16 protein-coding genes are annotated in these 17582 nt (G+C 50.3%); 9 read left to right on the top strand and 7 right to left on the bottom strand.

From position 1 onward, the window contains the following. Positions 1 to 12: 12 nt before the first annotated feature. The 4 genes from atpG (at position 13) to WMO41_RS11140 (ending at position 4440) form a co-directional block, all read left to right on the top strand. Complete coding sequence (gene atpG, locus WMO41_RS11155; protein ID WP_349229819.1) at positions 13 to 876, top strand: ATP synthase F1 subunit gamma; 864 nt, start codon at positions 13 to 15, stop codon at positions 874 to 876. Between the two features lie 22 nt (positions 877 to 898). Beyond that, positions 899 to 2290 (top strand): F0F1 ATP synthase subunit beta, encoded by a 1392-nt coding sequence (atpD, locus tag WMO41_RS11150; protein WP_177291489.1) that lies wholly within the window; start codon positions 899 to 901, stop codon positions 2288 to 2290. A gap of 11 nt (positions 2291 to 2301) precedes the next feature. Then, on the top strand, positions 2302 to 2700 hold the full coding sequence (gene atpC, locus WMO41_RS11145; RefSeq protein WP_177291490.1) for an ATP synthase F1 subunit epsilon: 399 nt from the start codon (positions 2302 to 2304) through the stop codon (positions 2698 to 2700). Positions 2701 to 2853: 153 nt separating this feature from the next. Then, positions 2854 to 4440: an AAA family ATPase gene (locus tag WMO41_RS11140; protein WP_349229818.1), complete on the top strand. Its 1587-nt coding sequence runs from the start codon at positions 2854 to 2856 to the stop codon at positions 4438 to 4440. A gap of 104 nt (positions 4441 to 4544) precedes the next feature. On the opposite strand, the gene WMO41_RS11135 is transcribed toward WMO41_RS11140, so the two are convergent. The 6 genes from WMO41_RS11135 to WMO41_RS11110 all read right to left on the bottom strand — a co-directional run bounded on the left by WMO41_RS11135 (position 4545) and on the right by WMO41_RS11110 (position 9971). After that, positions 4545 to 4904, bottom strand: a complete 360-nt coding sequence (locus WMO41_RS11135; protein ID WP_177291494.1) for a cupin domain-containing protein — start codon at positions 4902 to 4904, stop codon at positions 4545 to 4547. 111 nt (positions 4905 to 5015) lie between these two features. Then, the gene (locus WMO41_RS11130) at positions 5016 to 5714 is read right to left on the bottom strand and encodes a response regulator transcription factor (protein ID WP_349229817.1); all 699 of its coding nucleotides are present in this window, start codon (positions 5712 to 5714) and stop codon (positions 5016 to 5018) included. After that, the gene (locus WMO41_RS11125) at positions 5707 to 7719 is read right to left on the bottom strand and encodes a DUF4118 domain-containing protein (RefSeq protein ID WP_349229816.1); all 2013 of its coding nucleotides are present in this window, start codon (positions 7717 to 7719) and stop codon (positions 5707 to 5709) included. The genes WMO41_RS11130 and WMO41_RS11125 overlap by 8 nt, the downstream gene beginning before the upstream one ends. A 48-nt stretch (positions 7720 to 7767) precedes the next feature. Further along, on the bottom strand, positions 7768 to 7941 hold the full coding sequence (locus WMO41_RS11120) for a hypothetical protein (RefSeq protein WP_349229815.1): 174 nt from the start codon (positions 7939 to 7941) through the stop codon (positions 7768 to 7770). A gap of 16 nt (positions 7942 to 7957) precedes the next feature. After that, entirely contained in the window at positions 7958 to 8605 is a 648-nt protein-coding gene (locus WMO41_RS11115; protein WP_349229814.1) for a potassium channel family protein, read from the bottom strand. A gap of 34 nt (positions 8606 to 8639) precedes the next feature. Beyond that, the gene (locus tag WMO41_RS11110) at positions 8640 to 9971 is read right to left on the bottom strand and encodes a TrkH family potassium uptake protein (RefSeq protein ID WP_349229813.1); all 1332 of its coding nucleotides are present in this window, start codon (positions 9969 to 9971) and stop codon (positions 8640 to 8642) included. A 228-nt stretch (positions 9972 to 10199) separates the two neighbouring features. Between WMO41_RS11110 and WMO41_RS11105 the strand changes: the two genes are divergently transcribed. The 5 genes from WMO41_RS11105 to WMO41_RS11085 all read left to right on the top strand — a co-directional run bounded on the left by WMO41_RS11105 (position 10200) and on the right by WMO41_RS11085 (position 16226). Further along, on the top strand, positions 10200 to 11234 hold the full coding sequence (locus WMO41_RS11105) for a DUF8462 domain-containing protein (RefSeq protein ID WP_349229812.1): 1035 nt from the start codon (positions 10200 to 10202) through the stop codon (positions 11232 to 11234). 24 nt (positions 11235 to 11258) lie between these two features. After that, complete coding sequence (locus WMO41_RS11100; protein WP_349229811.1) at positions 11259 to 12326, top strand: DUF3810 domain-containing protein; 1068 nt, start codon at positions 11259 to 11261, stop codon at positions 12324 to 12326. 143 nt (positions 12327 to 12469) lie between these two features. Next, entirely contained in the window at positions 12470 to 14968 is a 2499-nt protein-coding gene (gene glgB / locus WMO41_RS11095) for a 1,4-alpha-glucan branching protein GlgB (RefSeq protein ID WP_349229810.1), read from the top strand. A gap of 107 nt (positions 14969 to 15075) precedes the next feature. Then, entirely contained in the window at positions 15076 to 15975 is a 900-nt protein-coding gene (gene rbsK / locus WMO41_RS11090) for a ribokinase (protein ID WP_349229809.1), read from the top strand. After that, positions 15969 to 16226, top strand: a complete 258-nt coding sequence (locus WMO41_RS11085) for a nucleoside phosphorylase-I family protein (RefSeq protein WP_349229808.1) — start codon at positions 15969 to 15971, stop codon at positions 16224 to 16226. The genes rbsK and WMO41_RS11085 overlap by 7 nt, the downstream gene beginning before the upstream one ends. 3 nt (positions 16227 to 16229) lie before the next feature. Here the strand turns inward: WMO41_RS11085 and WMO41_RS11080 are convergent, their stop codons facing one another. Beyond that, positions 16230 to 17540, bottom strand: coding sequence for a GHKL domain-containing protein (locus WMO41_RS11080; protein WP_349229807.1), 1311 nt, complete (start codon positions 17538 to 17540; stop codon positions 16230 to 16232). Positions 17541 to 17582: the final 42 nt, after the last annotated feature.

The raw sequence follows: 17582 nt of genomic DNA, 5'->3' as shown, positions 1-17582 counted from the left end.
AGGTGAACGATCATGGCATCGATGAGAGATATTAAACGCAGAAAAGCAAGTATCCAGAGCACCGGCCAGATTACCAAAGCCATGAAGCTGGTTTCTACAGTCAAGCTGCAGAAATCCAGACAGAAAGCAGAAGGCTCCAAGCCTTATTTCGACTTGATGTATGAGACGATCTCTTCCATGCTGAAAAAGTCAGGAACCATCGACCACAAATACCTGCGGGCAGGTGCCACGGATGGAAAAGCGGTCATCGCGATCACTTCCAACCGCGGTCTTGCCGGCGGCTACAATAACAACATTGTCAAGCTCATCGCAGGAAATGAGGCGCTGACTCCGGAGAAGACCCGGGTCTACGCCATTGGCCGCAAGGGCCGTGACGGACTGGCAAAGAAGGGCTACGAGATTGCCGAGGATTATTCCGAGGTCATCGACGAGCCAACCTACCAGGATGCAGCCGACCTTACAAAAGAGCTGTTAGCTGCATTTGGCCGTGGGGAGATCGGTGAGATCTATCTTGCGTACACTTCCTTTAAGAACACCGTAGTTCATATTCCGAAGCTCATCAAGCTCCTTCCGTTTACCATGGAAGAGAGTGGCGAGGGTGAGGCTCCGAAAGCCGAAGCCCTCATGAACTACGAGCCAAGTGAAGAAGAAGTGCTGGATATGATCATTCCGAAATATATGAGCAGTCTGATCTTTGGTGCGCTGCAGGAAGCAGTTGCCAGTGAAAATGGCGCGCGTATGACCGCCATGGATTCGGCAACCAACAATGCAGAAGAGATGCTGGGCAAGTTAGAGCTGCAGTACAACCGTGCGCGTCAGGGTTCCATTACCCAGGAGCTTACGGAGATCATTGCAGGCGCAAATGCGATCAATTAGAGAAGTTAAAAGGAGAAGCAAGATGGCAGAACAAAATACTGGTAAGATCACACAGATCATTGGTGCGGTCATGGATATCAAGTTCTCCCAGGGCAAGATTCCGGAAATCAACGAGGCAATCAAGGTGCCGTTAGAAGACGGCGGCAGCCTGACCGTTGAGGTTGCACAGGATCTTGGTGACGATACCGTAAGATGTATCGCAATGGGAACCACCGACGGTCTGCGACGTGGTATGGACGCCATTGCAACCGGCGCGCCGATTTCCGTACCGGTTGGTGAGAATACGCTGGGCCGTATTTTCAACGTACTGGGCGAGCCGATCGACAATAAAGAAAAGCCACAGGTGGAAGAGTACCTTCCAATCCACAGAAAAGCTCCTACCTTCGAGGAACAGTCCACCCAGACTGAGATCCTTGAGACCGGTATCAAAGTCGTAGACCTGCTCTGCCCTTATCAGAAGGGTGGTAAGATCGGTCTGTTCGGCGGTGCTGGCGTAGGTAAAACCGTCCTGATTCAGGAGCTGATTCGTAACATCGCTACCGAGCACGGCGGATATTCCGTATTCACCGGTGTAGGTGAGCGTACCCGTGAGGGTAATGACCTTTACTATGAGATGACCGAGTCTGGCGTTATCAATAAGACCACCATGGTATTCGGTCAGATGAATGAGCCGCCGGGAGCACGTATGAGAGTCGGCCTGACCGGTCTGACTATGGCTGAGTACTTCCGTGATAAGGGCGGTAAGGATGTCCTGTTATTCATCGACAACATCTTCCGTTTCACCCAGGCAGGTTCCGAGGTATCCGCTCTGCTTGGACGTATGCCGTCCGCAGTAGGTTACCAGCCGACTCTGCAGACTGAGATGGGTGCTCTTCAGGAGCGTATCACCTCTACCAAGAACGGTTCCATCACTTCCGTACAGGCAGTTTACGTGCCGGCCGATGACTTAACCGACCCGGCTCCGGCAAACACCTTCGCACATCTGGATGCAACCACGGTATTAAGCCGTGCCATCGTAGAGCAGGGTATTTACCCGGCAGTAGATCCGCTGGAGTCCACCTCCCGTATCCTCGACCCGCGTGTCGTAGGTGAGGAGCACTACAAGGTAGCCCGCGGCGTGCAGGAGGTTCTGCAGAAGTACAAAGAGTTACAGGATATCATTGCCATGTTAGGTATGGATGAGCTTTCCGAGGAAGATAAGCTGACCGTATCCCGCGCACGTAAGATCCAGAGATTCTTATCTCAGCCGTTCTTCGTAGCAGGACAGTTTACCGGTCTGGAAGGCCGTTATGTGCCGCTTAGCGAGACCATTCAGGGCTTCAAGGAGATCCTGGAAGGCAAGCATGATGACATTCCGGAGCAGTATTTCCTGAATGCAGGTAATATCGACGACGTTCTTGCCCGTGTGAAATAGGGGGTACGTCTATGGCTGATGGAATGAAATTAAAGGTTGTCACCCCGACCGGCGGTTTCTACGACGGAGAAGTCTCCATGGTAGAGCTGACCACCACCGAGGGTGAGATCGGTATTTACCCGAACCACATTCCGCTGACCGCTGTCGTAGCGCCGGGCGTTCTCAAAATCCATGAGGACGGCGGTGAGAAGGAAGCAGCGCTGATGTCCGGATTCATCACCATTCTGCCGGAGCAGGTGACTGTTATGGCAGAGGTTGTAGAATGGCCGGATGAGATCGACTTTGCCCGTGCAGAAGAGGCACGTTCCCGTGCGGAGCGCCGTCTTTCCTCCGGCGAGGCCAATCTGGATGTAGCGCGTGCGGAAGCAGCGCTGAAGCGCGCAATGGTGCGTTTGAATATGAAACACTAAAGATAAAAGTCCCACAGAGAGCAGTATGTAGGTGCTGTTCCTGTGGGATTTTTTGCGTTATACATTTCTTGCTATTCTGCTGAAAATCCCCTATAATGCAAATAGAATAGCATGTGATGGAGACGATAACATTGTGTGTGGAAGGAGGACGAGATGGGACGATTTCTAAACCCGGATAACAGTGCGTTTCAGAATGCGGTAAATTCTAAAATTTATATTGATAAAACGGGCCTCCTTGAATATATCAACAGTGTGATTGATACCACGGAAAAATACATCTGCAACAGCCGACCGAGAAGATTTGGAAAGTCGATTACAGCGGACATGCTGACGGCATATTACAGCAAAGGATGCAATTCTAAAGAGATGTTTTTTGATTTAAATATTGGAAAACAGAAAGACTTTGAAGAACACCTGAACAAGTATGATGTCATTCATATTGACATTCAATGGTTTTTATCGAATGTCGATGATGTAAACCGGATCGTGGCATATATTACAGAAAGCGTGCTCGCAGAGCTTCGTGAGCGTTATCCGCAGATCTGTTCAGAACAGATTGCGACTTTGCCGGAGGCATTGTCATTCATTCGTGCCTCAACAGGAGAACAGTTTGTAGTAATTATTGATGAGTGGGATGTGCTGATTCGTGATGAAGCAGCAAATCAGTCGGTTCAGGAAGCATACATTAATTTTCTGCGTGGCATGTTTAAGGGAACAGAGCCGACAAGATTTCTGCATCTGGCATATCTGACCGGAATTCTTCCGATCAAGAAATTAAAAACCCAGTCAGCCCTGAACAATTTTGAAGAATTTACCATGCTGGATCCAAGTGTATTTGCGCCGTATATTGGTTTTACAGAAGATGAGGTAAAACATTTGTGTGAGCAGTATGGGCGGGATTTTGATGAAGTAAAGCGCTGGTATGATGGATATCAACTGGGAGATTATCAGGTTTATAATCCAAGAGCTGTGGTAAGTATTATGCAGCGAGGAACATTCCAGAGCTACTGGTCAAAAACGGGAACTTACGAGGCAATTATCCCGCTCATCAGTATGGATTTTGACGGTCTGAAATCGGCGCTGCTGACCATGTTGTCAGGTGATGAAATTCCGGTAAAAACCAAATCATATCAGAATGATATGGTGAGCTTCAAGAATAAAGACGATGTAATGACAGCACTGATCCATCTGGGATACCTTGCGTATAACCAGAAAGAGCGGACGGCATTTATTCCGAATGAAGAAATTCGCAGTGAGTTTGTGGAAGCGATAGAGGAAAACAGCTGGGATGAATTTCTGGAGTTCAAGCGGGAGTCAGATGCACTTCTTGATGCGACACTGAATCTGGATGCAGAAGTTGTTGCTGAAGCGATCGAAAAAATCCATACGGAATATGCGGCGAACATTTCATACAACGATGAAAATTCTTTGAGCAGTGTTTTGACGATTGCCTATTTAAGCGCAATGAAATATTATTTCAAACCAATCAGAGAGTTACCGGCTGGTCGTGGCTTTGCGGATTTTGTATATATTCCGAAGCGGGAGCGGGCAGAGCAGTATCCGGCATTGCTTGTGGAATTAAAATGGGATAAGAGTGCACAGACGGCACTTACACAAATTTATGACAAGCATTATCCGGATGCGCTCACAGCATATTCGGGAAAAATTTTACTGGTTGGCATCAACTACGACAAAAAGGATAAAAAGCACCAGTGCCGGATCCAGTATTATGAAACTTAAGACATACTAATAAATTTCATAACTGTTCAGTACCCTCACAGTTACAAACAGGACATGGAAAATATGGCAGTCTGCATATGTTCCATGTCCTGTTTCAGGTCACTTTACTCGTATAAAAACCCCGGCTCATTATAGATCAGAGCCATGAACTCGACATCCTCATCGGAGTTGTTCTCCAAGCTGTGGAACTGGCCGACCTGAATGATGCAGCAGTCACCAGGGCCAACTTTGGTGACGGACTTGTCGTTGTCGATGAAGTCTGCCTGACCTTTTAAAATGTAGTACGGCTCAGTGTCATGTACGTGCTGGTGCCAGCCAACGCTTGCGCCCGGAGGAAGTACCACCTTCGCGTACATTCTGCCGTGACCTAAAAATTCTTCTTTGGAAATGATGTGATGAACGTAAGCAGTGCCCTTGCCGCCGCCTAAGTGTTCCACCGCAACTGTGTTTTCTTTGCGAACCATAATTTCAGCCTCCTTAGTCTGTAGTGCCGTGACTGCTCAGGATTCCACAGTCACGCATTATCAAAAGTATATCCCAAATTGAGAAAAAATCCAATATAAAATTATGAAAGATTACAGCCGCAGCATCCGGTACCCGACCCCGATATGGGTCTGGATCTGCTGGGGCGCGTCCGGTGCGGCTTCCAGCTTTTTGCGGAGTGTTGCCATAAAGACCCGGAGGGAGGCCACATCACTTTTAAAGCTGCTTCCCCATACATGTTCGGTGATGTAGGTATGGGTCAGGACCTTTCCCGCGTTGCGGGCCATCAGGCACAGGAGCTTGTACTCGGTGGGGGTCAGGGCCAGGGACTCCCCGTTTAAATAGGCGCACCCGGCGGAAAAATCAATCTTCAGGGGGCCATTCAGAAATACAGAATCCTGGGCAGACATGGTTTCCTGCATGAAGCTTAACCGGCGCTGGGTTACGCGCAGGCGGGCCAGCAGCTCATCCACGGAAAAGGGCTTGGTCAGGTAGTCATCGGCCCCGTTGTCGAGGGCCTCAATCTTGTCCGTATCTTCGCTGCGGGCGCTGATGACGATGATGGGGGTCATGCTCCAGCTGCGGATCTGCCGGATGATGTCGATGCCGTCTATATCCGGCAGTCCCAGATCCAGCAGAATGATATCCGGATTGTGGGAAGACGCTTCCATCAGCGCGGTTTCTCCGTTTGCAGCGGTCAGAAAACGGTAATCGTGCAGTTTTAATGTGGTGGTGATCAGGTTACGGACGGGCGCGTCGTCCTCCACAACCAGAATCAGAGGTTTATTCATGGATTGCTACCTCCTCGCAGGGTAATGTAAAGGTAAAGATACAGCCAGAGGGCGTGTTGTCGGAAACGGAAATATCTCTGCCGTGGGCCCGGATGATGGAGCGGCACAGACAGAGCCCGAGTCCCAGGCTCCGGCGGCTGTCGGCAATGCGGTTTGCGCCGGTATAGCACAGATCAAAGACAAAAGGTTTTGCTTCATCCGGAATGCCAGGGCCGTCATCCGTGACCCGGATCCGCACGTCGGATTCCAGCTTATCGGTCAGAATCTGGATCCGACTGCCTTTTTGCGTATATTTGATGGCATTGTTCACCAGGTTGATGATGACCTGGACGATGAGACGGGCATCCATGCGGGCCAGAAGCAGGTCATCGGTGCTTGTTACGGTAATGGTATGTTCTGCGGCCTGGCGGCTGATATGCCGGAGCGCTTCGGAAATCACCTCACTGACCAGCTCCGTTTCCATGCGCAGGTTCATGCGCCCGTCTTCAATGCGGGTGACGGCCAGCAGGTTTTCTACCAGGCTGATCAGCCACATGGAATCATCGTAGATGTCCGCATAGATCTGCAGACGGGTGGCTTCGTCAATGGCGGCGTGGTTGGAGAGCAGGTTGCTGGCATTGCCGGATATGGCAGTCAGCGGGGTGCGCAGGTCGTGGGAGATGGTGCGCAGCAGATTGGCCCGGAGCCGTTCCTTTTCCGCCAGAAGAGAGGCCTGCTCTTTTTCCCGGATGTTCTGCCGGTTTTCCATAGCCAGGGCACCTTCTCCCAGCATGGAAACCAGGACGCTGTACTCAAAGGAATCCATGGGATGCTCCCCGGCTTCAATACCGGCAACGCCATAGACCGAATTTCGTACCCGGATGGCCAGATAATGGCAGCGGGCATCGGAACAGGTGTCGGTATAGGCACCGGCCCGTTTGTTGTGGGTCAGGACCCACCGGGCAACCTCCTGTTCCCGGCTGCTGGTCAGGAATTCTGATTTTTCCGCGGAAACAGAATCCGGGGAGAGGATAGGAGTTCCCAATTTTCCGTCCCGGGCCGGATAAATGATGATGTGTTTTCCGAGCAGTTTGCGGATCTGGGAAATCAGGGTATTTAAGATTGCCTCATCGGTTTCGGCCTTCTGCAGAAGCTGGTTGGTGTCAAACAGGACTTTGGTGCGGTAGGCCAGCTTGGCGGACTGTCTTGCGTGGTCTTTCAGCCGGGTGGTCAGGGCACTGCTTAACAGAGCCACAACAAACATCACCACAAAGGTGACCGGGTAGTCTTTTCCATACACATGAAAGGTGAAGCGCGGGGTGGTAAAAAAATAATTAAAAATTACCACGCTGCATGCAGAGGCCAGCAGGCTGCAGCTCCATCCGGTAGTGGCCATGGAGGTCATCAGGACGCCAAGAATATAAAGGGTGATGATATTTGCCTCCGACAGTCCGGCATGGTAGAAGAACAGTCCGCTCAGAGTTACGGCCAGCAGAATCAGAACAGTTCGGAAAAAGTCTGAAATCTGAATATTCCAGGCAGCGGACCGGAAGCGCTTTTTCGGGTGATAGCTGTTGTGCGTGGATGCGGCATCCGGAATGATGTAGATATCCAGATTTGGCGCGATTTCTGTCAGCTTTTCGGTCAGGGACGGCTTGCTCCAGAGATGGCGCCGCCGGACATTGCTGCGGCCAAGGACAATTTTGGTGATATGGTTGAGCCGGGCAAATTCCGCAATCTGGTAGGAAACATCATCGCCGTATACGGTTTCTATCGAAGCCCCAAGGCGCTGGGCCAGCTGCATATGTTCTTCCAGGCGTTTCTGATCACCGGTATTCATGGTAGCATGGTCTGGTGTCTGTACGAAAAGCGCGGTCAGGGTGCCGTGGAAGGCCTGGGCCATGCGGGCCCCGGTCTGGACAATTCTGGGGTTGGATGGCGCGGAAGAAAGACAGACGAGGATGTGCTCCCCGGTCTGTCTTTCCGAATGAATGGTTTCAGGATGAATGGAATCGTGTGTTGTCATGGGAAAGTCCTCCGCTTACCCTTATCATAGAACGAATGGACCGTGAAATCAATCTAAAGTGTCCTTCTCCTCCGGTATCTGCCGGTCCGGGTCCGGCCGCTGCTTTTCCATGCGCAGATTTTCTTTGCGCAGCAGGTTCAAAAGCCGGTCAATCCGGCTCATGATCAGATAGATACAGGCAAAAAACAGGATGAGAAACAAAATCATGATCAGGTTTCTCATAGGATCACCTCCTAAATCAGATTTGAAAACATTTCTGCAGGTCCCGGTAACGTCCGAGCACCAGAATGGTATCACCGGTCTGGAACTGCGTCTGCGGAGTGACGGAATATTCAATCTTTCCGTTATGGCGAACACCGATGATATTAATTCCGTACTGTTTTCGGATGTCAATCTGTGCGACATTCATGCCGGCCCACCGGTCCGGAAGATCTACCTCAAACAGATCATGATCTCCATCCAGATCCACAAAATCCCGGATGTGGTCGGAGCTGCAGCGGATGGCAGTCCACTTGGCCAGCTGTTTTTCCGGGTAGACGACTTCGTCTGCGCCATTGCGCAGCAGGAACTTGGCGTGGACATCCCTGGCAGCCCGGGAGACTACCAGTCTGGCACCCAGTTCCTTCAAGAGAGAGGTGGTTTCCAGGGAACTCTGGAAATTATTTCCGATGGCAACGATACAGACATCGAAATTGCGCACACCCAGGGAAGAAAGAAAATCTTCCGAGGTGCTGTCACCAATCTGTGCGCTGGTTACGAAAGAGAGGGCTTCATTGACCCGCTCTTCATTATGATCGACTGCCATGACCTGGTGTCCCAGGGAGTGCAGTTCCATGGCAATATGTTTTCCAAAACGGCCAAGGCCAATCAGTAAAATGGATTTCATAGAGATTCTCCTTTTTGTGCTATTGTTCCGGTTGTTATCCGACCGTGATTTTTTCCAATGGGTATTTGCCAAACCGGATCCGGTGTCCGGACAGTGCGGCATAGATTAAAGTCAGGCCGCCGACTCTTCCCAGATACATCAGAATGATCAGGATGATCCGGGAGGCAGTCCCAAGACCGGGTGTAATGCCGAAGCTCAGTCCGACTGTTCCGACTGCTGAGGCCGTTTCAAACAGACAGGCCATCATGGGAAGCTGCTCCAGACGGCTGATGAGAAGCGCGCCGGTCAGGCAGAGGCTGAGATACATCATCAGGATGGCAGCGGCATCCGCTACGGTTTCCTGGGCAATCCGGCGCCGGAAGAGCTCCGGGTTTTCATTCCGCTGAAAGACGGATATGGCAGCAGCCACAAGGACTGCCATGGTGGTGGTTTTTATGCCTCCGGCGGTGGAGCCTGGGCTTCCACCGATGAGCATCAGAATGATGGTCAGCATCTGGCCGGATTCACTGAGTTTGCTGAAATCTGCCGTGTTAAAACCGGCGGTTCGCGGAGTAACGGACTGAAACAGGGATAACAGGATCCTGGTTCCAAGGCTTCCCTGCCGGAATTCCCCAAAATAGAAATAGATGGCAGGAAACAGAATCAGGATGGCGGTGGTGGTTAAGATGACCTTGCTCTGCATGCGGTACCGGCTGAAGTGCAGTTGGTTGCTGCGGATATCTTCCCAGGTCAGGAATCCGATGCCTCCGGTGACGATGAGGACCATGATTACCAGGTTAATCAGGGGATCCGCGGCATAGCTGGTGAGGGAAGAAAAGGGAACCCGGATGCCCATCAGGTCAATTCCGGCGTTGCAGAAGGCGGAAATGGAATGAAATAGCGCCATCCAGAGTCCGCGGACGGGACCAAAATCTTTACAGAACACAGGGGCCAGTAAAACGGCACCAGAGAGTTCTATCAGAATGGTTGACCGGATGATGAAACCGGTCAGGCGCACAATGCCGCTCATCTTCGGCGCGGCCACAGCTTCCTGCATGGTGCTGCGCTGCATCAGGCCAATCTTGCGCCCGGAAACGATGGTAACTGCGGCAGCGACGGTCACAACACCCATGCCGCCAATCTGGATCAGCATCAGAATCACAGCCTGGCCAAAGGCCGACCAGTAGGTGCCGGTATCCACCACGATCAGTCCGGTCACGCAGACCGAGGTAGTGGAGGTAAACAGGGCATTTAAAAACGGGGTTGCCTGCCCGCTTTTTGATGCGATAGGAAGCATTAAAAGCAGCGCGCCCGCAAGAATCACACCGGCAAATCCCAGAACAATGATCTGAAACGAATTCAATGGCTTTTTCGTAAATGATTTCATAAAGATAACTCCAATTTTTACAAACGGTTAAGTTGTGGTTCCTTTTTGTAGTTTTATTATAAAGAAAATCAGTTAAAGAGGGCACAAAGGTATGTTGCCCGGTATTAAGACGGTATAAAGATGCTGGTTTATGTTTTCGACATTGCGAAATAGTAAAAATATGCTATAATAGTAAATAACAATAGTAAATTTAAATAGTAAATAATAGTAAATGAACGGAGGAACATCATGCAGAATCCATATACCTTAACCTTCGGGAAGGAACCCATCGAATATATTAAACGAATCGCGGAAGAACGGCAGATTTTAGAGGATTTTCTAGCACCCAATCCTCCTCAGCAGGTGTATATGATTTCTGGAGTCCGGGGATGCGGAAAAACCGTGTTTATGACAGATGTTTCCCAGGCGATAGGAAAAGACAAGGACTGGATTGTTGTAGATTTAAATCCGTGTAAGTCTGATCTGATGCAGGAGGCCGCAGCTTATCTGAGCAGCATTCAGGGCCTGGCGCAGATATTTCAGAAGGCAAAACTCAATTTCTCTTTATTTGGATTTGGTCTGGAGGTATCCGATACGGCACCGATTGCGGATATTCAGGTTGCTTTGGAACGGATGATTGAGAATCTTGCGCAGCATCACAAAAAGATCTTATTTACCATTGATGAGGTGACTGCTTCTCCTCAGATCAAGTCATTTACATTTGCTGTTCAGCAGATGCTGCGTAAAAACGCCCCGGTATTTTTGCTGATGACGGGTTTGTATCAGAACATTTCGAATCTTCAAAATGAGAAGAATCTGACATTTCTGTACCGTGCGCCCAAAATCATACTCCCTCCGCTGAATATCGGTGCCATGGCGGATAATTACAGACAGAATATAAAGCTTATGGCAGATGATGCCAGAGAGATGGCAAAGCTCACAAAGGGGTATCCTTTTGCGTTTCAGGTTGTGGGTTATTTCTTGTGGAAGGATCCGGGAAATTTTACAAAAGTAATCAGTCAGTCCAGGCAATACCTGGAAGAACAATCTTATGAAAAAATCTGGTCAGAATTATCAGCAAAAGACCGTGAGCTTGCAGGTGCTATTGCCCAATGTCCAGGAGGAAGCATTCGTGAAATCAAAGAAATGCTTCATATAGAACAAAACGAATTAAATCCATACCGGAAAAGACTGATCCGGAAAGGGATTGCAGATGGTTCCATGCGTGGTTATCTTACGTTTTCACTGCCTTTTTTCACGGACTTTGTATTAGACAATATTTGAGACACACCATTTTAGGAGCAATTCATGAAGAAAAATAAGAAACTTGGTACTCAGTATCTTGCAGCAGCAGGGATTTTCCTGCTGGTTTTAACAGCCGTACTTCAGATGTGCGCCCGGACGGTTCCTGGTTTTGGCACCTGGTATGCTCATCATATTTATCCATGGATTGTGGGCAGCGTAGGAAGCGTGACGGGTCTGTTCCCATTTTCTGTAGTTGAGCTGGGGCTTTACGGGCTGATCTTGCTGCTGGTGCTGGATGTGTGGCATTTGCTGCGGAAAAAGTGGTGCGGTATATTCAGCCGGTGGCTTTTTATCACCGGCGCGCTGCTGTTTCTGTACACCGCCAACTGTGGCATCAATTACTATGCCTCCTCCTTTTCTTCCTATGCCGGTCTGGAAGACGGCACTTACACGGTAGAAGAACTGGATGCCCTGTGCAGTGATCTGGTGGAACTGGTCAATGAATCCGCAAAGACCGGGCGGCAGGTTTACCGGGAGAACCGCAGCGCGTGGCGGGCAGAAGCCGTGAAGGCCATGCAGGCCGCCGGGGAGAAGTTTCCCTGCCTGGAGGGTTTTTATCCGAGACCAAAGGAAGTTCTGGTTTCTTGGATCCTTTCCGTGCAGCAGCTTTGCGGTGTATATTCCCCGTTTACCGTGGAGGCAAATTTTAATGGAGACATGCCGGACTACAATGTGCCGCATACCCTTTGCCATGAGCTTTCCCATTTGAAAGGTTTCATGCGGGAGGATGAGGCAAACTTTATTGGCTATCTGGCCTGCATTTCATCGGAAAACGAAGCATTCCGCTACAGCGGTTATCTGACTGGATGGGTTTACGCGGGAAATGCCCTGGCGCGGGCGGACAGGAAGCGTTACATAGAACTGACGAATCAGCTCTGTGAGGAAGCAAGGCAGGACTTGGATGAGAATTCTGATTTCTGGAACCGGTATGAGAGTAAGGTGTCTGAGGCGGCAACGCAGATGAATGACACGTATTTAAAGATGAATTCCCAGACCGACGGCGTGAAAAGCTACGGACGAATGGTGGATCTGATGTTATCCTACCGGAGAATGCAGCAGCGGGAATCTTAACAGGAATTTTATAAAAATGGGTCAAACCAGTGGAAAACATGAGAAAAATCGGCTATAATAAATTTCAGAATTAATGATTGGAAACTTTGAAATGTCGCAATTTTTGTCGAATTTCCGACTCTATATCTTTGGGAGGGCTATGAATGGATCAGGTATTATATGAGTTAATGGACTGGGCTGGAATTGAAGAGATCGTGTATTCCGAGGCAGCAAATCCAGAGCGTCTGCTGGGAGCACATGAGGTAGAAGAGGGACTGCTGATCCAGGTATTTATGCCGCACGCGGTAGCCGTGGCAGCGAAAGTTGGAAATAAGAGCTATCCCATGGAACTGCAGGATGAGGCCGGATATTACGCGGTGCTTCTGCATGGAAAGAAGATGACCAAGTATCTTCTGGAGATTACTTACGATAACGGAACAACGGAGGAACTGCAGGATCCTTACGCGTTCCCGTCCCAGTTTACGGACGCGGAGCTGAAAAAGTTTGACGCAGGAATTTATTACGATGTATACCGCAAGATGGGCGCGCATCCCATGATGATTGACGGTGTAAAGGGCGTTTATTTTGCCGTGTGGGCACCGTGCGCCATGCGCGTCAGCGTAGTCGGTGACTTTAATATGTGGGATGGCAGACGCAACCAGATGAAGCGCCTGGGCGATTCCGGCGTCTTTGAACTGTTTATGCCGGGGCTTGAGGCCGGAGCGCTTTACAAGTATGAAATCAAGAATCATCATGGTGAGCCGATGTTAAAAGCTGACCCCTACGGAAATTACTCCGAACTGCGTCCGGACAACGCTTCCATTGTCTGGGATCTGGAGCAGTTTGCCTGGAACGATGAAATCTGGATGAAGAACCGGGAACTGGAGGCAGCAAAGGATAAGCCGCTTTCTATTTATGAACTGCATCTGGGATCCTGGAAGCGTCACGAATTAAAGATGGATGCGGACGGGGAGCCGGTGATCGGCTCTGAGTTTTACAATTACCGGGAGATTGCCCCGAAGCTGGCGGAGTATGTGAAAAAGATGGGTTACACTCATGTGGAGCTGATGCCGGTGATGGAGCATCCGTTAGATGAGTCCTGGGGCTATCAGGTGACCGGTTACTATGCGCCGACCAGCCGCTACGGAACCCCGGACGATTTCATGTATTTCATGAACTATATGCATGAGCAGGGCATTGGCGTGATCCTGGACTGGGTACCGGCTCATTTCCCGCGGGATGCCCATGGTCTGGCCTGCTTTGACGGAACCTGTGTTTACGAGCATCAGGATCCGCGCCAGGGCGCACATCCCCACTGGGGCACCCTAATTTACAACTATGGACGCCCGCAGGTTACAAACTTCCTGATCGCCAACGCGCTGTTCTGGGCAAAACAGTATCATGCAGACGGCATCCGCATGGATGCAGTGGCTTCCATGCTGTATCTGGATTACGGCAAGAACGACGGCGAGTGGGTGGCCAATATCTATGGCGGCCACGAGAATCTGGAGGCTGTGGAGTTCTTAAAGCATCTGAATAGCGTGTTTAAGAAGGAAATCAAAGGCGGTCTGCTGATCGCAGAGGAATCTACCGCATGGCCGCAGATCACTGGTTCCGTGAAGGAGAACGGACTGGGCTTCGACTATAAGTGGAATATGGGCTGGATGAACGACTTTACCGGCTACATGCAGTGTGACCCGTACTTCCGCAACCAGCATTATGGCGAGCTGACCTTCAGCATGCTTTATGCTTACAGTGAAGATTTTGTGCTGGTATTCTCCCATGATGAGGTGGTACACGGAAAATCCTCCATGCTCTTAAAGATGCCGGGGGAGACCTATGAGGAGAAAGCGGCAAATCTGCGCACCGCGTATGGTTTCATGTACGGCCATCCGGGCAAGAAACTGCTGTTTATGGGTCAGGAGTTCGCCCAGATCTCGGAATGGAATGAGAATGAAGAACTTCCCTGGAACATTCTGGAGTACCCGCTCCACAAGAACATGCAGGATTATGTAAAAGCCTTGAATGAGCTGTACCGCAGTCATCCGGCTTTATACCAGAAGGATTTTGAGCCGGAGGGCTTTGAGTGGATCAACTGCACTTCCGCAGCCGATAACATTGTGGTATTTACCAGAAAGACGGACAAGCCGGAAGAAACACTGCTCTTTGTCTGCAACTTTGCGCCGGTGGTTCATGAGAAATACCAGATCGGACTCCCGTTTGCGGGCAGATATAAGGAAATCTTCAACAGTGACGCAAAGCAGTTTGGCGGAAGCGGCAAGGGCAATCCCCGCGTGAGAGCCGCAAAGAAGGAAGAATACGATGGCCGCGAATACTCCATGCAGATCACGGTTCCGCCTATGGCTGTGAGCGTGTTCTCCTGTGAACCGGCTGCACCGAAGAAACCGGCGGCGAAGAAGACTGCAGCAAAGAAAACTACGGCTGGAACTGCAAAAAAAGAAGCTGATAAGAAAAAAGCTGCTGCGAAGAAGACAGTAGCGGCAAAGAACGAAACCGTACCGAAAACAGCCGGCGCGGCCAGAAAAGCGGCAGAGGAAGCTGTGAAAGCAGCAAAAGAAACTGCGGCAGCAGCTGTGAAGGATGTCGTAAAGAAAGCAAAGAATACAGCATCAGAAGTAAAGAAAGCCGCAGAAAAAGCATAGAAAGAATTCAGAAAACTGCCAGGAGAAATCCCGGCAGTTTTTCGGTTTGAACTTTGCGCAGGCCCGTGTTATGATGGACGCAGTACTATTTAGGAGGAAGAAACATCATGAAGAAGATTGTGGTGGTAGGCAGTATCAACATGGATTATGTGACCCATGTGCAGCAGCAGCCGGGGGTTGGTGAAACTGTTTCCGGACAGGGACTGGATTTAAAGCCAGGCGGGAAGGGGGCCAACCAGGCATACGCGGCAGCATATCTGGGGGCAGATGTTACGATGCTTGGCGCGATTGGCAATGACGCGGCAGGCCGTATGAGCCTGGAAAGCTTACAGCATGCGGGGGTTCACACGGAATACATTCAGACAGTGGAGGGTGTCAGCACCGGAACCGCTCTGATCGCGGTGAATGCAGAGGGGGATAACAGCATCATCGTCATTCCGGGAGCAAACGACAAAGTAGACCGCAGTTATGTGGATTCCGTTATGGAGGTGATCCTGGCAAGCGACATCGTGATTCTTCAGCTGGAGATTCCGTTTGATACCGTATGCTATGTGGCAGAAAAGGCCAAACAGGCAGGCAAGACCGTGATTCTGGATCCGGCACCGGCAAGGGAACTTCCGGAAGAGCTGATCCGTGGTCTCACCATCGTAAAGCCGAACCAGACCGAGATCATGAAGGTGCTGGGCCGGGCAGAGGAAACCTGTCAGCCGGAGCGGGAACTGAATACTTTAAAGGCAATGGGCGTGGCACATCCGATCATTACCCTTGGTTCTAAGGGATGCTGTACTCTGGATGCAGATGGAAAGATGGAGAATGTGCCGGCAGTGAAAGCATCCGCAGTAGATACCACCGGAGCAGGCGATTGCTTTACCGGAGCTATGGCATGCAGCCTTGCGGAGGGCAATCCGCTGGAAAAGGCACTGGAATTTGCGGCAAAGGCAAGTGCAATTGCAGTAACCAGAGCCGGTGCACAGCCTTCATTTCCGTCAAGAAAAGAAATTTGCTGAAAGAAAAGTGGGATTCCTACTTAAAAGGCGGCGCGACCAACACCAGCATGGAATGCTCTATTCTGTTTCTGATCGGAGCATCCTTAGGTATCCGCACTTCCAGCGTGATGATCAGCGCGACAAATTTTGGAGAGTATTCCAATGACGCGGACGATTATCCGAGCGGCTGGGAAGAGCGGGCCATTGAAGTTGGCATTGAGGCCATGAAGATTATGATCCGGAAGGATAAGGCAGCAGCAAATAAACAGTAACGGTTACGGCTGAACAGAAAAATCGGTTCCAATCTGTACCATAGCCGTGAACGTATCATCATTAAAATAAACATCAAATTCATCACCGGGGCGGTTCAGGATGCGCTGGATACTCAGCATCCCGAGCCCCCCGTCTTTTTTACTGGAAAGAATCTTTCCGTTTTTCTCCTGAATATTGCCGTTGTAGGCATTCTCCACCAGCATCAGCAGATGATCGCCGTCCATGCGGGCCTGAATGCGGATGAACGGATCTTTCTCCATTTTTTTGGAAGCTTCCATGGCATTTTCCAGCAGGTTGCCGATGACGATACAGAGCGTCAGGTCATCAATCGGAATATGGGCGGACAGGTCCAGGCGGGCGGTGAAGGAAATCCCTGCCTTTTTTGCGCGCCCGGCGTATTCCTGGATCAGACCATTTACCGCCTGATTTTCGCAGAATATCTGCTGCTCAGAATTTTCCAGTTCCTTCTGAAGATTTTTTAAGTATTTTACCTGCTGTTCCTTATCCATATAAAGAAGGGCGTGGATGTGATGCCGGAAATCATGCCGGATGATCCGCACCTGCTCAATGTAGTCCAGGGTCTGGTTGTAGTGCTCCCGCTGTTTGCTGATCATCTGGCGGGCAAAGGTCAGTTCTTCTTCCGTCTGCTTGCGCTTTACAATCTGGGCGGTGCTGTTTAGGGTAAGCACATAGAGTAAGAGCAGGCTGACGCAGAGAACCAGAAAGAATAAGAGCAGACTCTGGCTCTGACCGGAAGGGATGCCATAAGGAAACAGGGCGCGTTCACCGGTCAGCTCGATAAACAGAAACAGGGCCGGATAAGCAGCTAACAGCAGAGAAAAGCGGGAAGAGAGGCTTCCAAAAATTTCTCTTGCCCGCTTTTTCATCCAGAAGTGTACGAACAGGCAGCAAAGCGAGGCGCTGAGAAGAGAAATGAGAGTGCAGAGCTGTTCTTCGGAAAGCGGGATGAATGTATGAAAACACCAGGCAGCAAAGCGGTTCAGGAACGAAGAAAGATCAGCGAGCATCCATGCGGACAGATAAAAAAACAGTTTTTTTACAGCGGAGCCGCGGAAAAAGACCAGAAGCACCAGAAAAAACAGGCACGAAAAAAAGCCCTGAAAGATCCAGAAGGTGTGATCCGGAATATGGAACAGGGACTGGGTAAAGATCATGATGACCCACAGATAAACGGAGCAGGCGGCAATGGTCTCACGGTTTTTTTGTTTCGGTTCCAGGCAGAGGAAGATGGGCATCATGCGCACGGAAAGGTTGATCAGATCCTGAAATACATGGCAGGCTGCATCGTTCATGAGTAAGCTTCTCCTTTGACGCCGCAGCCGGGATCAGACCGG

The organism is Ventrimonas faecis, assembly GCF_040096075.1.
GTDB lineage: Bacteria > Bacillota > Clostridia > Lachnospirales > Lachnospiraceae > Brotaphodocola > Brotaphodocola faecis.
Note: the sequence above shows the minus strand (reverse complement) of the source record. Positions and strands in the feature narration are given on the sequence as shown.

Excerpts from the sequence above, each read along its gene's own strand:
- atpG (WP_349229819.1), top strand. The coding sequence starts at position 13 with ATGGCATCGATGAGAGATATTAAACGCAGAAAAGCAAGTATCCAGAGC.
- atpD (WP_177291489.1), top strand. The coding sequence starts at position 899 with ATGGCAGAACAAAATACTGGTAAGATCACACAGATCATTGGTGCGGTC.
- atpC (WP_177291490.1), top strand. The coding sequence starts at position 2,302 with ATGGCTGATGGAATGAAATTAAAGGTTGTCACCCCGACCGGCGGTTTC.
- WMO41_RS11140 (WP_349229818.1), top strand. The coding sequence starts at position 2,854 with ATGGGACGATTTCTAAACCCGGATAACAGTGCGTTTCAGAATGCGGTA.
- WMO41_RS11135 (WP_177291494.1), bottom strand. The coding sequence starts at position 4,904 with ATGGTTCGCAAAGAAAACACAGTTGCGGTGGAACACTTAGGCGGCGGC.
- WMO41_RS11130 (WP_349229817.1), bottom strand. The coding sequence starts at position 5,714 with ATGAATAAACCTCTGATTCTGGTTGTGGAGGACGACGCGCCCGTCCGT.
- WMO41_RS11125 (WP_349229816.1), bottom strand. The coding sequence starts at position 7,719 with ATGACAACACACGATTCCATTCATCCTGAAACCATTCATTCGGAAAGA.
- WMO41_RS11120 (WP_349229815.1), bottom strand. The coding sequence starts at position 7,941 with ATGAGAAACCTGATCATGATTTTGTTTCTCATCCTGTTTTTTGCCTGT.
- WMO41_RS11115 (WP_349229814.1), bottom strand. The coding sequence starts at position 8,605 with ATGAAATCCATTTTACTGATTGGCCTTGGCCGTTTTGGAAAACATATT.
- WMO41_RS11110 (WP_349229813.1), bottom strand. The coding sequence starts at position 9,971 with ATGAAATCATTTACGAAAAAGCCATTGAATTCGTTTCAGATCATTGTT.
- WMO41_RS11105 (WP_349229812.1), top strand. The coding sequence starts at position 10,200 with ATGCAGAATCCATATACCTTAACCTTCGGGAAGGAACCCATCGAATAT.
- WMO41_RS11100 (WP_349229811.1), top strand. The coding sequence starts at position 11,259 with ATGAAGAAAAATAAGAAACTTGGTACTCAGTATCTTGCAGCAGCAGGG.
- glgB (WP_349229810.1), top strand. The coding sequence starts at position 12,470 with ATGGATCAGGTATTATATGAGTTAATGGACTGGGCTGGAATTGAAGAG.
- rbsK (WP_349229809.1), top strand. The coding sequence starts at position 15,076 with ATGAAGAAGATTGTGGTGGTAGGCAGTATCAACATGGATTATGTGACC.
- WMO41_RS11080 (WP_349229807.1), bottom strand. The coding sequence starts at position 17,540 with ATGAACGATGCAGCCTGCCATGTATTTCAGGATCTGATCAACCTTTCC.